This is a genomic window from Brevibacterium yomogidense (genome assembly GCF_900163715.1).
GTDB classification, from domain to species: Bacteria; Actinomycetota; Actinomycetes; order Actinomycetales; family Brevibacteriaceae; genus Brevibacterium; species Brevibacterium yomogidense_A.
Genome location: NZ_FWFF01000005.1, coordinates 190,566 through 205,292, shown reverse-complemented (window position 1 = coordinate 205,292; position 14,727 = coordinate 190,566). Strand labels below are relative to the sequence as shown.

General features: G+C 68.1%; 12 protein-coding genes. 8 read left to right on the top strand and 4 right to left on the bottom strand.

Translation table 11 applies throughout. From position 1 onward, the window contains the following. The first annotated feature begins 26 nt into the window (after positions 1-26). Positions 27-620: a hypothetical protein gene (locus FM105_RS04715; protein ID WP_087005525.1), complete on the top strand. Its 594-nt coding sequence runs from the start codon at positions 27-29 to the stop codon at positions 618-620. 92 nt (positions 621-712) lie between these two features. Here FM105_RS04715 and FM105_RS04710 read toward each other — a convergent pair whose 3' ends face one another. Beyond that, the gene (locus tag FM105_RS04710; RefSeq protein WP_087005677.1) at positions 713-1,666 is read right to left on the bottom strand and encodes a hypothetical protein; all 954 of its coding nucleotides are present in this window, start codon (positions 1,664-1,666) and stop codon (positions 713-715) included. 77 nt (positions 1,667-1,743) lie between these two features. On the opposite strand from FM105_RS04710, the gene FM105_RS04705 reads away from it, so the two are divergent. Then, on the top strand, positions 1,744-2,724 hold the full coding sequence (locus FM105_RS04705; protein ID WP_087005522.1) for a 3-hydroxyacyl-CoA dehydrogenase NAD-binding domain-containing protein: 981 nt from the start codon (positions 1,744-1,746) through the stop codon (positions 2,722-2,724). 136 nt (positions 2,725-2,860) lie between these two features. Here the strand turns inward: FM105_RS04705 and FM105_RS04700 are convergent, their stop codons facing one another. After that, positions 2,861-3,214, bottom strand: coding sequence for a nuclear transport factor 2 family protein (locus tag FM105_RS04700; protein ID WP_087005519.1), 354 nt, complete (start codon positions 3,212-3,214; stop codon positions 2,861-2,863). A 279-nt stretch (positions 3,215-3,493) separates the two neighbouring features. Between FM105_RS04700 and FM105_RS04695 the strand changes: the two genes are divergently transcribed. After that, entirely contained in the window at positions 3,494-4,876 is a 1,383-nt protein-coding gene (locus FM105_RS04695; protein ID WP_087005516.1) for an NAD-dependent succinate-semialdehyde dehydrogenase, read from the top strand. A gap of 183 nt (positions 4,877-5,059) precedes the next feature. Here FM105_RS04695 and FM105_RS04690 read toward each other — a convergent pair whose 3' ends face one another. Continuing rightward, positions 5,060-7,675, bottom strand: coding sequence for an HNH endonuclease signature motif containing protein (locus tag FM105_RS04690; protein WP_087005513.1), 2,616 nt, complete (start codon positions 7,673-7,675; stop codon positions 5,060-5,062). A gap of 499 nt (positions 7,676-8,174) precedes the next feature. Further along, the gene (locus tag FM105_RS04685; protein ID WP_087005511.1) at positions 8,175-9,056 is read right to left on the bottom strand and encodes a DUF805 domain-containing protein; all 882 of its coding nucleotides are present in this window, start codon (positions 9,054-9,056) and stop codon (positions 8,175-8,177) included. Between the two features lie 254 nt (positions 9,057-9,310). Here FM105_RS04685 and FM105_RS04680 point away from each other — a divergent pair, with 254 nt between their 5' ends. The 5 genes from FM105_RS04680 to FM105_RS04665 all read left to right on the top strand — a co-directional run bounded on the left by FM105_RS04680 (position 9,311) and on the right by FM105_RS04665 (position 14,610). After that, on the top strand, positions 9,311-9,799 hold the full coding sequence (locus tag FM105_RS04680; RefSeq protein WP_087005508.1) for an NUDIX hydrolase: 489 nt from the start codon (positions 9,311-9,313) through the stop codon (positions 9,797-9,799). Positions 9,800-9,840: 41 nt separating this feature from the next. Continuing rightward, positions 9,841-10,026 (top strand): hypothetical protein, encoded by a 186-nt coding sequence (locus FM105_RS14495; RefSeq protein ID WP_143275822.1) that lies wholly within the window; start codon positions 9,841-9,843, stop codon positions 10,024-10,026. A 514-nt stretch (positions 10,027-10,540) separates the two neighbouring features. Then, complete coding sequence (locus FM105_RS04675; RefSeq protein ID WP_087005674.1) at positions 10,541-11,854, top strand: amidohydrolase; 1,314 nt, start codon at positions 10,541-10,543, stop codon at positions 11,852-11,854. A 65-nt stretch (positions 11,855-11,919) separates the two neighbouring features. Next, positions 11,920-13,395, top strand: coding sequence for an amidase (locus FM105_RS04670; protein WP_256970230.1), 1,476 nt, complete (start codon positions 11,920-11,922; stop codon positions 13,393-13,395). A gap of 234 nt (positions 13,396-13,629) precedes the next feature. Further along, positions 13,630-14,610: a TetR family transcriptional regulator C-terminal domain-containing protein gene (locus FM105_RS04665; RefSeq protein WP_087005503.1), complete on the top strand. Its 981-nt coding sequence runs from the start codon at positions 13,630-13,632 to the stop codon at positions 14,608-14,610. Positions 14,611-14,727 lie beyond the last annotated feature (117 nt).

The following is a 14,727-nucleotide window of genomic DNA, read 5'->3' as shown; positions in this document are numbered from 1 at the left end:
ATGGAGTGTCAGACGGAGCCGCGCACATGACGCGCTTCGCCCACGAACTGGCGGCCGAGCGACCGGACTGGACTGCGATTCCCGAGATCCTCCAGCGGGCGTGGCAGTGGATGGAGGATCGTGGGTTCGGCGAGGATGCGCCCGCGGGTTACTGCCTCACCCCGTACGACGGCGAGGACGGGGTGATGGGGCCGGTGTTCGCGCCGAACCTGACGCTCGAAGGATGGTTCGACACGTCTCACCCCGCGCATGCGGCGCTGCTGCCGGTGGCGGAGGCCTCCGGCGATGGCGGGATCCTCGCGCTGTGGGATGCGGGTGGCGTCGAGGATCCGAGCGGCGGGACTCTCAGAGCGGTGGTCCTCAGCGACGGGAGCGGTTTCACCGTCGCGGACAGCGCGCGGGACCTGGTGAGACTGCTCGCGGTCGGATACGACGAGCTGCAGGAGTTCACACTGGGGCTTGAACGCGAGGACGACGAGGCGCGCGAGGCCGTCGCGGATTTCCGTGCGTGGGTCGAGGACGTGACGGGGGAGCGGGTTCCCGACGAGCTCCCCGAGGTCGATGCGGATCCCTTCCCCGCATGGCTCAGCCAGCAGCTGGGTGAGCCGAGCGCAGGGTGAGCTGACCTGCGGGCGGCCCGACGGCTGGGTGAGGTGACCCGCGGGTGACCGGACGGCTGGGTGAGCTGACCTGCGGGTAACTCGACGGCTCCTCAGGGGTGGGTGAGGAGGTAGGCGCCGCTGCGGCGGAAGCCGGTGACCTTCCACCCGTCGGCGAACAGCTCGAGGAACGCTCGGCGGACAGCCTCCCGCCAGCGTGAGGCGAGTGCCGGGTCCGTGCCGCGCAGCGTCTCGATGTCGCTGGGCATCTCGATGGAGATCAGTGTCGCCTCGCGCGGCACGTCGAACTCCAGTGGACTGCCGTCGGTGTCGTCGATCCGCACGGCCGCGACGGCGTCGTCGGAGGCTGAATCCCGCTGCGTTGCATCAGGCTGGCCGGCATTGGACGGACTGGCATCAGACTGTTCCGCATTGGGCGGCTTGGCATCGGACAGACCGGCGTCGGACCGGTCCTGCATGGCCGCGGTGAGGTCCCACTCCACGAACGCGCGGTCGGAGGCGTGGCCGGCGTTGACGCCGTCGCGCATCTGCCCGTAGAAGTCCGGGTGGTACTCGGTGGGGAGGGCGCCCAGACGCGTGATGTTGAAGTAGGCGTTGCGCGCGATGAGGGGGTCGAACGTCCAGGTCATGTGCGTGATGCCGTGCTCCAGGCACCACAGGCGCTGGTGGAGCTTCATGGCGGCGCCTATGCCGCGGCCCACCGCTTCGTGCCGCACACCGGCGACGTGCGAGTGCATCGACTTCCCGACGGGGGCGGCGAAGAATCCCACTGTCACGCCGAGCATGTTCCCGCTGCTCCGGTCGTACGCCGCGGCGGTGTAGTTCTTGGCGTGCGCCAGGGCGATGAAGAGGCTGGGTTCCAGCACCGTGGTGCCGGATCCCGTCACGCTCCAGATCTCGTCGAGCAGCAGGGAGGCCTCGGCCGCGGCCTCCGCGGATTCGATGATCCGTACATCGATGCCCGCGCTGTCGAGAGCATCTCGGAGCTCTTCCTCTGCGGCCGCGAGGTGCTCCTGACCGATCGGATGTGTGACGTGCGTCTCCATGGACATATTGTGCCACTGACTCGGGTTGGGATGCGGTTCTCCGCTGGAAGCGGTGTGGCCGGACGTACTGTGGAGAGATGGAATCGAGCGTCCAGAACTCAGCCTCTTCGCATCCATCGCAGCCACCGCAGTCGCAGTCGCCCGAGTCCCAGCGTCAGGTCCCGTCTCAGGTCGCCGTCATCGGGGCGGGGACGATCGGGCTGTCGTGGGTGAGGCTCTTCGCCTCCTACGGTTCGCACGTCACCGTCTTCGACCCCCGGCCGGACCTCGCCGAGGTCGTGAACACGGTCGTCGCCTCCGCCGGAGTCAGCCCGGACGCGGTCGATCTCGCGACTTCTGCGGCGGAGGCGGCCGACGGCGCCGAGCTGGTCCAAGAGAGCGGTCCGGAACGGCCGGACGCGAAGGCCGCGCTCTTCGTGGAACTCGCCGAGGCCGCGGCTGCGGACGCTCTGCTCGTCTCGTCGTCGTCCGCGATCCTGCCGACTCGGATCGCCGCTGATCTGTCAGACGCCGCGGCCGCGCGGATGCTCATCGGGCATCCGTTCAACCCGCCGCACATCATGCCGCTCGTCGAGGTGGTACCCGGAGAGAGGACTGCGCAGAGCTCAGTGGAGCGAGCGCTTGAGACCTACCGGGCATACGGCCGCGAGCCCGTCGCACTCGCTCGAGAGACGCGCGGGTTCGTGGGCAACCGCCTGCAGAACGCGATGCTGCGGGAGGCGGTCCATCTGGTGCAGACCGGCGTCGTGGACGTCGAGGGGCTGGACGCGGTCGTCAAGGGCTCGCTGGGTCTGCGCTGGGCGGCGGTGGGGCCGCTCGAAGGCATGCACCTGGGCGGGGGAGAGCAGGGGCTGCGCGGCTTCATGGAGCACATCGGGCCGTCGTTCGCCGCGATCGACCTGCACGAGCCGGACCTGTCTGACGATGGGATGGCGGACGCTTTCGAACAGGCCGACGCCGCCTACGGCCTGCCACCGCGCCCCGAGATCACTCGTGAACGCGACCGCATCCAGGAGGAGATCCTCCGGTTGCGGAGGCGTGGGACCGACCTCGACTGAGATGACAGAGCTGCCCAGGTGACAGAGGTACGCAGGTGACCGGGACCGCCTAGGCGACCGGGACCGCCTAGGCGACCGGGACCGCCTAGGCGACCGGGACCGCCTAGGTGACCGGGACCTCGGCGACTGGAGGTTCTCAGACTGCCGCGCGGAAGAAGTACGTGGTGCGCTTGGCGATGCGGTCCTGATCGTCGAACTCCATGAAGTCCGCGAAGCCCTCGTGCGCCTCGGCGCCGTCCTTGAGAACGCCGTCGAACGTGCCGCGGATCGCGGCGCGCTGGCCGTCGGCGATGATCTCCGTGACGGTGTGGGCACCGGACACGATGACGCGTGCGCCGCGGTAGAACTCGCCGATCTGCGGGCCGGTGAGCGTGTCGTAGCCGGGGCGGTCATAGGTGGCGTCGGGTGCGAAGAGCGCGACCGTCGCGTCCGCGTCGCCAGCGTCGACGACGGTGTAGTAGTGGCGTGCCAGATCCTCGGTGCGTGACATGGGTCCTCCGTTGTCGATCGTTGGGCTGCCGATCGTTTGTCAGTCGTACGTGTCAGTCGTGCTTGTGCGGGCCGTTCGTCTCGTGCAGGCGTGTTCGTGCGGGTCCGTGGAGCCGTTCGCTGAAGCCGCTGCGGGAAGAAGTCTTCTCACGTCGGTAGATGCGGGCGTCCATATCCGCTGGACTGCCTTTGCTCCGCGCGTGTGACCCGCCTAACGTGGAGACCACACTAGTCGGCTGACTCGCCGATTGTGTTCGTACCCCACGAAGAGGAGCAGTCAATGTCGATCTATCAGGTCCTCAACCCGGCAACCGGCGAAGTCGTGGAAACATACCCCACTGCCACCGACGAGCAGATCGTCGACGCACAGGATCGCAGTGCGGCGGCGTTCACCAGCTGGTCCGAGACGACTGTGCAGGAGCGCGCGGCGATCCTCACGAAGGTTGCGGACATCTACGGCGAGCGCTCTGATGAGCTCGCTGAGATCATCAACATGGAGATGGGCAAGGCCATCCCGGAGGCGAAGGGTGAGATCAAGCTGTGCCAGCTGATCTACCGCTACTTCGCGGATCATGCTGAGGCGTTCATGGCTGATGAGCAGCTGCGCGGGACCAGCGAGGACGAAGAGGCCTTCGTGCGTCGCAAGCCGGTCGGTTCGCTGCTGGGCATCATGCCGTGGAACTTCCCGTACTACCAGGTGGCGCGGTTCGCGGCTCCGAACCTGGCGCTGGGCAACACGATTCTGCTCAAGCACGCGCCGCAGGATCCGAAGTCGTCGGCCGTGATGGAGGAGATCTTCCATCAGGCGGGCGTGCCGAAGGACGCGTACATCAACATCTACGCGACGAATGAGCAGGTGGCGGACATCATCCTGCCGTCGCCGAAGAACCAGGGTGTGTCGGTGACCGGTTCGGAGCGTGCCGGTTCCGCGGTCGCTGCGGAAGCGGGCAAGAACCTCAAGAAGGTCGTCCTGGAGATGGGCGGCTCGGATCCGTACGTCCTGCTGGATTCGTCGGATGTGAAGAAGTCTGCGAAGACGTTCTTCCAGGCGCGGATGGGCAACAACGGTCAGGCGTGCAACTCGCCGAAGCGGATGATCGTCATGGAGGACATCTATGACGAGTTCGCCTCTGAGCTGACGAGCCTGGCGAAGGCTGCGATCCCTGCGGATCCGTCGACGGGTGATACGGGTCTGTCGCCGCTTTCGTCGCCGGCGGCGCGTGAGCGCTTCATGGAGCAGGTCGACGCGGTGAAGGCCGGTGGCGCGACGGTGCTGGCGGGTGGCGATGCCTATGACACTCCGGGTTCGTATGTGCAGCCGGTGGTGTTCGAAGGTGTGAAGCCCGGGATGCGCGGTTACCACGAGGAGCTGTTCGGTCCGGCGTTCATGCTGTTCAAGGTCGGGTCTGATGACGAGGCTGTGGAGCTTGCGAACGATACGCCGTTCGGTCTGGGTTCTGCGGTGTTCTCTGATGATCTGGAGCGTGCGGAGCGTGTCGGTTCGAAGATCGAGGCTGGCATGGTGTTCCTGAACACGCCGGAGGGTTCGCGTGAGCACCTGCCGTTCGGTGGTGTGAAGCGTTCGGGTGTCGGCCGTGAGCTGGGACCGCTGGCGATGGATGAGTTCGTCAACAAGCAGCTGGTCTTCAAGAAGAAGCGCTGAGGACAAGCGCTGGCTGGTCAGCCGCACGCTGGCTGGTGAGCAAACCACTGGTGACTGAGTCAATCGCATGTCAGTGAGCAGTCCTTGTGAGTGACCAGCTGTCAGCGCACCTGGCGGGGCCCTGGATCCTGTGGGATCCAGGGCCCCGCTCTGCGTGGTGTGCGCTTCTTCCCCGAGTGGTTCCTAGAACGGCGGCGGATCGTCATCGACGTCGTCAGCGGATGGTGTCTCTGACGTCGGCTCAGCCCCTGTCTCAGTCTCAGTCTCAGTCTCTGGCCGTGTCTGTGGCCGTGTCTCTGGCTGTGGCTCCACCTGTGACGTGGGTGAGGGCTCCGGAGGGCGGTACTGGTCGAAGCGTTCATCGACGATCACGATCTGCTGTCGGGCGCAGGCGTCGTGGAGGCTGGATGCCATCTCGTCTTCGACGGCGGAGAGCCGCGCATCCGAGCGCGAATCATCTGACCCGCTCTGCTCGTCGTGCGTTGTGCTGTCGCGCGGATCCTCGCCGGTGCGCAGGGGCTGCGCCCCGAAGAACACCGGGGTGTAGAGGCTGCCGGTCCGTCCGTGACCGAACTCGAAGTGTTCGATGCGCATCGGGATGAGTGTCCGGTACCGGACCCGTTCCGCAGCGGGCCGTGGTGGAGCAGACGGTGCGGCCCGCCTTGTGGCCTCCTCGAGCTTCGCCTCTGCTCTTGCGTGAGCGAGCGAGGCGAGCCGTTCGTCGCGTGCCACGTTCCGTTCCCGCTTCCGCACGTGCGCTTCCTGCTCCCGGAGTCGGTCCGTTCGGGCCCGCAGCTCTTGACGCGCCTCCTCCTCCCAGCGCTGTACGCGGATCTGTTCCCGGACGATGCCCGCCGCCTCCGCGGCCCGTACCGTCTGGCGTTTCGAACGGGCGTGCTCCGCAGCGAAGAACTCCCTTCCGGCCTGATCGAACGCAGCATCAGCCACGCGGCGGTTCGTCTGCGGGTCACGGATCGTCCGCCGCTCGATGGTGTGCCGCGCGTCGCGTCGCGCTTCTGAATCCGCTGGCGCGCACGCCGCCGTGAGGATTCCGCCGTCATCCAGGGACGGAGCGACGGTCGTGGCTGTCGTGCCCAGAGGAAGGAGCCAGTCGACCCCACCGTCCGTCGTGCGACGCATGCGGATGCGGCCTTCCGTCTTCGCCTGGTGGTGTGCGACGCAGAGAGGGTGCAGGTTGGCAGGTTCAGTCCTGCCTCCGCGTTCGGGGTGCTCGTGATTGAACGGGATGCCGTGGTCTATCTCGCATTCCTGCGCCGGTCTGCTGCACCCGGGAAGCGTGCACGTCCGCCATTTGCCGAGCACGGACAAGCGGGTGGCCTTGTCCGGTTTGTACTTGAGTGCGACCTCGTCGAGAACCTGCCCCGTCGCCGGATCGGTGAGCATGCGATACCAGAATTTGGAGGATCCGGCGATGCTGCGGGCCATGTCCGCGGGGATGGGTTCGCCGGCGATAGTGCCTGGCCTGTCGTCCAGTCCCAGGAGTGTGGTCATCGGGACGGTCACGACGACAGTCGCCCGCTTGCGGAGGAGGGTCGCCTCATCAGGGCACTCGATGTCGACGTGGTAGCGCTCGGCCGTCTCGCCGTTTTCGGTCAGCCGCTCCAGGACTGTCTGCGTGCGCGGAGTTGCACCGATGAGGACGTCGAACATCAGCTGGCGGATCGAACGGTCATCTGCCCGTGAGAGCCGGCTCAGGTCGGGCAGCTCGTCAGCATCAGTCGGTCCGGACCTGCCGTCGGTGTGCAGTGGGCGACCTGCGCGAGTGACGGTCATGGTGGTGAGCTGGTTCTTCCAGATCGCGGAGGCCGCTGCCCTCGAGGCTGCGTGGCGGGCCTCGATGAGGGCGGCGGGTCCCTTCATGCAGTGGATCGCGAGGCCGTCCGGCAGGTGCTCGACCCAGACGCTGCGCTCGGTCCGTGCCCGGGCCGCCAGGACCGGCTTGGTCTCGAACTGAGCGAGGAAGGACGCTGCGTGCTGGAGGAACTGGCCCAGGGAGTAGCGAGGGTCCAGCCCGGCGAGGAATTCGTCGAGTGCATGCAGGTGTGTGAGCGGCAGGTGCTTCAGCTTGCGCGTGAGTCCCTCCCACCGATTGAACCGGATCTCACCGGCGAGCATGGACCGCAGAAGGAGGGGCATCCCGATGTACGCGGTGAGTGCGAGCCCGACGCGTCGGCGCGAATCACCCGTCCGTGCGTTCAGCCGCACGTTGAGGACGGCTTCGTGTTCGCGTTCGAGCAGGTACTCCGCACGTGTGAGGAAGCGTTCCGGATCCTCCAGGCTCAGGGACGTGGCGTCGACTCCGGACGCGGGGGCCGAGAGACTGGTGGCGGCGCCGTCTGGACTCGCGTCGTTGGAACTCGTGTCGGCTGGATTCGCGCCCTCAGAACTCGTGTCGTCAGTTCCTGCTCGATCGGGTCCCTCGTCTGTGAACAGGTCCGCAAGCCGGTCCTCGGAGCTGCGCCGGGTCAGCGCCAGCGTGAGCGCGGTGGTGGCGACGTGGACGAGTTCGTGGGCGCGGAGCCGGTCAACCATCGCGGCATGGGACGACAGGTCCTCCGCGAGTCGGGTCGGCGTGGATTCTCCAGACGACTGTGCAGGTGAGGTCCGGCCGGAATCAGCGGCATCGGAAGCATCGGATGCACCGGAAGAGCGGGGCGAGTTGGAAACGCCGTTGGCGTCCGCGGCATCGGAAGCACCGGTGGGAGCGACGTGCAGGTTGCTCAGCAGGGACCCGACATCGCCGAGGACCGGGTGCCCGAACTCAAGGGCGGTCTGCACGTCCGCCAGACTGCGGACCCCGCGCTCATCGGTGATGCGGTCGGCCGAAGGGGGACTGCCCGGAGGGAAACCGCCGGAAGGAGAACCGCCCGATGGGGAACCGCCCGATGGAGAACCGCCCGAAGGGGCACCGCCGAAAGGAGAGCCATTCGAGCGAGAGCTGTCCGCATGGTCATCCGTCGTCGACATTGAGCCCCTCCTTCCAGCGCCAGCGTTCCAGAATCAGCGTTCCAGAATCAGTGATCATCGTTGATCGAATAGTTCGATTCTATACTCGAACGAACGGTGCTGCAAGAGATGATCGCACAAAAGTCGAAAGAAGCGCTCCCAGGGGAAAGCCGTCCGGAAACGACAGTGCCGCCCGGGTTCGCGGTGTGCGAACCCGGGCGGCACCTCGGCGTCGTTCAGCGGCTGTCCAGCCGCCTCCTGCGCCCGGCTGAGACGACCGGCCTGGAAGCGACAGCCAGCCCGGCTGCGCCGGCCAGCCCATATGTGACGGTCAGTCGCCCTTGGTGTCGTCCCACTCCGGCTTCCGAGCCTCGACCTTGGTCGGCAGGAACATGAAGACGAGGACGATGAGCGAGCCGATGGAGGGCACCAGGTAGAGCAGCAGGAACAGCGCGGAGAACCCTGCGTCATGCAGACGCCGCGCCTGCAGCGCCAGGGAGGGGACGATCAGCGCCAGCGAGACCAGCAGCATGAGGATGAAGCCGATCATGACGATGACGCCGCCTGCGCCCATGCCGGTGGGAACGCTGGACGAGTAGGGATCCATCGTGGCCGCGCTCGCGATCACCATGATGTACCCGATGAAGAGCGGGATCGCAGCGATCAGCATGAGGAGCGACAGGGTCAGGTACGCCCACCAGTGCTCGCTCAGCGAGGAGTAGCCGGAGAACCGTGCGTACTTCTTGAAGAAGCGCTTGGTCGCCTGCATGAACGTCGCTCCGTAGAGCGGCTGGCTGAGAGCGGGCTCGCCGTCGGGGCCCATCTGCTGAGGTCCGCCGGGAACCGTCGTCGTGATGGAGCCGGCGCCCATCGGTGCTGCGCCGTACGCGCCTCCCTGCGGAGCGCCATAGGGGCTTCCGCCCTGCTGCGGCGCACCATACGGGGAACCGGCCTGCGGGGAGCCGTAGGGAGCTCCGCCCTGCTGTGCGCCGTACTGCGGCGATCCGTACGGCTGCTGGCCGCCGGGCTGGCCGCTCGGCTGGGAGCCGTACTGCGGGGGCTGCTGCTGGCCGCCGGGCTGGGAGCCGTACTGCGGCTGCTGTCCGTACGGCTGCTGTCCGGCCGACTGTGGCGATCCGGCGCCGTAGGGGCCGGATCCGTAGGGGCCCTGGCCGCCCTGAGCCGGATCGGTCGGTGAGTTGCCGTAGGTCATTGTTCTCTCCCAGTTGTCGGGTGCGCGTCGATGGTGTGAAGACCGATTGTCTGCCGAGCGATGGTCGGACGGTGCCGACCAGCCGGTCACGATGCGCTACGTTACCGGTGCGGCGACCGTTTCTACGATGTGACGTCCTCCCAGGATACCGAGGACTGTGCGGCTGCCCCGTGAACATCGCGTTGCAGATCCGCACCATCTGCGTCATCCGCCCAGGCTCGGCGCTCTGCCGATGAGGAGAGGACCACCGTTCGATGCCCGACTCGACCGACTCGACCGATGCAACCCCAGACCACCCGGCCGACCGCGCGACGGTCCGCACCATCCGCGTGAGCGCACTCGTGCTGCGCCGCGACGACACGATGCTCATGGTGCGGAAGCGAGGCACGACCGCCTACATGCTCCCGGGCGGCAAGCCCGAGCCGGGGGAGGCCCCGATCGACACGATCATCCGCGAGGTCGACGAGGAACTGGGCCTGCCCCTCACCCGTGAGGACCTCGAGGAACTCGGCACCTTCGAGGCGCCGGCCGCGAACGAGGCCGACCACCAGGTCATCGGCGACGTCTTCGTCCACCGGGGAATGCCCGACGGATTCGACTTCGACGACATCCGGCCGCAGGCGGAGATCGATTCCGTCGCCTGGTTCGCCCCCGATGCGCTGCCGGAGGATTCTGCGGCTCTCACGATCGCGCCGCTCACGCGCGATCGGGTGGTTCCGGCGCTCGCGCGGCACGGGGGCTGACAGCGGGTCACGGGAGCTGACGGCGCGTCCGTCAGAACCCTGTGAAGACCACCGCCGCCGAGGCCGCCGTCACCACCGTTCCCGCCGCCAGACCCAGCCCCACGAGCACGGAGCGGATCCCGCTCCCGCTGCTGCTCCCGCTGCGGTGGGGGCTGCAGGGACCGGGACCAAGACTGGGACTGGGATCCGGACCGGGATCGGGACCAGACCGGTCCGGTCCCGGCTGAGCCGGCGCATGCGTGGCCGGCACATGCTGGGTCGGATCATGCTGGGCCGGCGCGGGCTGAGCCAGCGCAGGCCGGGCAGGCTCACGCCGGGCTGGCGCAGGCTGCGGGACCGGGCGGTCCGGTGGGAGTGCCGGCAGCCCGTAGAGGTCCAACGGCGGGCCCTCAGCGGAGTATGCGCGGCCGGGGCCGAGCGGGTGTCGGTAGCGCTGCACGGATCGCCTCTCCTCGGCCGGCGGGGCGGAGTGCCTCAGCGCCGGGTGATCGTCGTTGCCCTCCATTCCACTGCGGGTCCGTGTGGGAGGTGTGCCGCAGGTGTGGCAGGTTCGCCACAGGGGACTCGGTCTCCTTCGTCACAGGGGACTCGACCTCCGTGCCAGGACTCTTCGTGGCAGAACCCTCACCGTTCGCACTCGCTCTGTCGGATCGCTCCGTTCCGCGTTACCGTGAGGAGGGCCGCCGGAGCGCTCCCGGCGCTCAGGCATCCATGAACCGTCCGGCCCACGAGAGGAACAGCATGGCGCTCCCGTCGGAGATCACCGCGAGTCTCGAGGAGGGCCTCGACGCGCTCGTCGGGCTCTACCGCGAGTTCCACGCCGCCCCTGAGCTCTCGATGCAGGAGCACCGGACCGCAGAGACGATCGCAGACCACCTGCAGTCCTACGGCCTCGCGCCCCAGACCGTCGGCGGCACCGGCGTCGTCGCCGTCATCGAGAATGGCGATGGTCCCGTCGTCGCATTCCGTGCGGACACGGACGGACTCCCGATCGAGGAGGCCACCGGCCTGCCGTACGCGTCGACTGCGACCGGCACCCTGCCCGACGGCACCGTGACTCCCGTGATGCACGGGTGCGGGCACGACGCGCACATCTCCGCCGGCCTCGAGATCGCCCGCCTCCTCACCCGCCACCGCGGCGCGTGGACGGGGACGGTCGTCATGCTGTTCCAGCCCGGCGAGGAGACCGCCGCCGGCGCCGCAGCCATGGTCGAGGACGACCTGTGGGAGCGCGTCCCCAGGCCCGAGGCCGTCTACGGCCAGCACGTCTGGCCGGGCGTCGCCGGGACCGTCAACCTGTCGATCGGCACCGCGATGGCGATGGCCGATTCCCTGCGCGTGACGGTCCACGGCAGGCAGGCGCACGGCTCGCAGCCGGAGAACGCGATTGACCCGATCGTGCTGGGCGCCTACATGGTGACGCGGCTGCAGTCCGTCGTGTCGCGGGAGGTCGCCGGTTCGGACATGGCGGTGCTCACCGTCGGCACGTTCCACGCAGGGGTGAAGGAGAACATCATCCCGGCGAAGGCGGTCTTCGAACTCAACATCCGCACGTTCGAGACGGACGTGCGGGAACGCGTTCTGGCCGCTGTCCGCCGCATCATCAGCGGTGAGGCGCAGGCCGCGGGCGCACCGGAACCCGACGTCGAGAGGATGTACGGGTTCCCGCGCTGCTACAACGACGACACAGAGGCGGCGGAGGTCCTCGCCGCACTCACCGCGGAACTGGGAGGAGACAGCGTGACTGAGACGAGACCTGTGTCGGGGAGCGAGGACTTCGGAGTCTTCGCGGATTCGCTGGGAGTGCCCGGCGTCTACTGGTTCTTCGGCGGCTACGCCGCGGACACCGTCGAGACCGGCGTGCCCGGCGGCAACCACTCGCCGTTCTTCGGCCCCGACGACGTGCCTGCGACACTGCGCACCGGCGTCCGCGCCGGCCTCACCGCGCTCTTCACGCGCGTGGGCCGGACTGCGCGCGTGGGCCAGCATGCACACGCTGACCAGCGCGCACACGCCGGCCAGCACGCTGACCACGCCGTGCAGGTGGCGAAGTGACCGGCGGGGCGGCGCAGGCGCCGCGCTTCGAACCGGCCGTGAGTGCAGCGGAAGGTGCCGGGGTCGTGACCCCCGGCAGGACCTCGGCGGAGGGGGCCGCCTACGAATCCGAGCTCACCTGGCTGAGTACGCGGCAGCTGGCGGCCCAGATCGCCTCGGGCCGACTGTCCGCCCGTGAGGCGCTGGCCGACCACCTGGCCCGCCTCGATGCGGTGAACCCGACCCTTAACGCGGTCGTCACGCGCGACGACGAGCGCGCCTTTGAGCAGGCGGCTGCCGCGGACTCCGCGTTCTCGCGCGGCGATCGCCTCACCGCGCTGCACGGCGTCCCGATGACGCACAAGGACACGCACGACACCGCAGGCATGCGCACGACCTACGGCTCGCCGACCCTGGCCGACAACGTGCCGATCCGTGACGCGCTGGTGATCGCGCGGCTGCGTGCCGCAGGCGTCGTGACGACGGGCAAGTCGAACGTGCCGGAGTTCGCCGCCGGCTCGCACACGTTCAACCCGCTCTTCGGCACGACGGTGAACCCGTACGACACGACGAAGTCCGCGGCCGGTTCGTCAGGCGGCGCCGCCGCCGCGATCGCCGCGGGCGTCCAGGCATCCGGCGACGGGTCGGACATGGGCGGCTCCCTGCGGCTGCCGGGATCGTTCAACAACATCGTCGGCATGCGCCCGACGAACGGTCGGATCCCGAAGGCGCTGCCCGGCAACCCCTGGTCGTGGCTGTCTCAGTCGGGCTTCATGGCCCGGTCGGTGAGTGACGTCGCGCTGCTGATGTCCATCGCCTCCGGCCCGGCCGACGGTGCGCCGCTGTCCGTGCAGGAACCCGGATCGGTGTTCGACCGGCTCGAGTTCCGCTGGCCCGGCGAGCACCGGGTCGGTTCGGGCCTGCGCGGTCTGCGGATCGGCTTCTCGACTGACCTGGGCGGGATGCTGCGGGTCGACCCCTCCGTCGCCGAGGTCGTGGACCGGACGGCGGATTCGCTCACCATCGGCGGGGGCCACGTCGACGGCATGGTCCCCGACTTCCGGGACGCGGACGAGGTCTTCCGCGTGACCCGCGCGTATGACTTCGCCGCCCGCTTCGGCGAGACGGTGCGCCGTCACGGCGATCAGGTGAAGGAATCCGTCGTCTGGAACACGGAGATGGGCCTGAACCTCACGGTGGACGAGCTTGTGTCTGCGGACGCGGCGCGCGCCCGGCTACACGGAGCGGTCGAGACGTACTTCGCGCACCACGACCTGCTGGTCCTGACGACCAGTTCGGTGGCGCCGTTCGATGCGGACCTCGAGTACCCTGCAGAGATCGACGGCAAGCCCATGGAGGACTACCTCGAATGGATGCGTGCGGCAACGGTCATCTCGGCGACCGGGTGCCCAGCCGTGTCCGTGCCCGCGGGCTTCACGCGCGACGGCCTGCCGGTGGGAGTGCAGCTGGTCGCCGCACCCGGGAAGGACGTGGAGCTGCTGCTGGTCGCCCAGGCGTTCGAGGAGCTCACCGACCACGGCGCGCGGAGGCCCGCTCTGTGAGAGGCAGGCTGTAAGTATGAGAGGTGCGCCGTAAGAAGAGCGCAGCAAGAGGCATGCTGGAACGGAGGCCGGGCTATCGCGGGAGCGACGGCCCGGCCTCTTCGTCGTCGCCGCCGGATCCTGACACTCGGGGCGGACTCTCAGGCGGCATTGCACCTCCCCACAACTTGCGATTCTTGCTGAAGCTGACTCAAGTGTTTGCGATACTCGCAAGTAGCCTCTACTGTTGACCACATGGGACAGCAGAGTGATGTGCGCGCGCCGGAGATGACCGCGCGCTTCCGTGCCGCTGTCCGTGATTCCGGAATGGCGCAGCGTGAGGTCTCCCGGGCGATCGGTCTGGACGAGACGAAGCTGTCGAAGTCTCTCTCCGGTGCACGTCGCTTCCAGCCGGATGAGCTCTTCTCCTTCGCCACCGTCACCGGTGTGACGGTGAGCTGGCTGCTCACCGGCACGGACTCCGATGGCGAATCCACCGCCGCGCCGTCGCCCGGAGCGCTTCCCGCCAAGATGACGAACTCCCCGACGGATCGAGGACTGCGCCGGCGGCGCATCGTCGTCGAGGCCTGGACCCTGTTCGCGGAGCGGGGGTACGAGCACGTGCGGATGGCCGACATCGCTCAGGCCGCTGAGGTATCGGCCCCCGCAGTGCACTACCACTTCGCGAACAAGTGGGAGATCTTCGCGGAGGCGATGCGGTACAGCGTCAAACTCGCATACGACCGCCAGCTCGCGGAGCTCGGCGAGATCGCCGACCCCGTCGACCGCCTGCGTGAAGTGGTCCGACTCCAGCTGCCGGAGAAGACCGTCACCCGCAGGGAATGGTCGATCTGGCTGCAGATGTGGTCCGCCGCCGGCACCAACAGCGAAACAGCCCGCACGGAGCACGAGTACAGCTACGGCCGCTGGGAGCGGACCATCCGCGACATCGTCGCCGAATGCATCGACACCGGCGCCTTCCGACCCCAGCCGCTCGACATGGCGGTGCTCAAGCTCACCGGACTCATCGACGGACTGGGCGTGCGCGTGCTGTCCGGACTCCTGGATCCCCAGGACATGCTCGCCGCCGTGCTCGGCCACATCGACGACGAACTGCTCGCCGATGGACATCGGACCGACGAAGAGCGGGCCCCCGAACACCGGATGGACGACGACGACCATCAGGGCCCCTACGGCTCGCCTCCCGCGGACCGTTCCAACGCGCACTCCTCGTGACGAGGAGGCGCGGGCCCTGCACCACTGGGCCCGCGCATGTGCCCCCCATCTCTCCCCAGACACATCACGCCACAGACGCCACGACGAGACACGACAGTCGTCGGGCAGACCCATCTG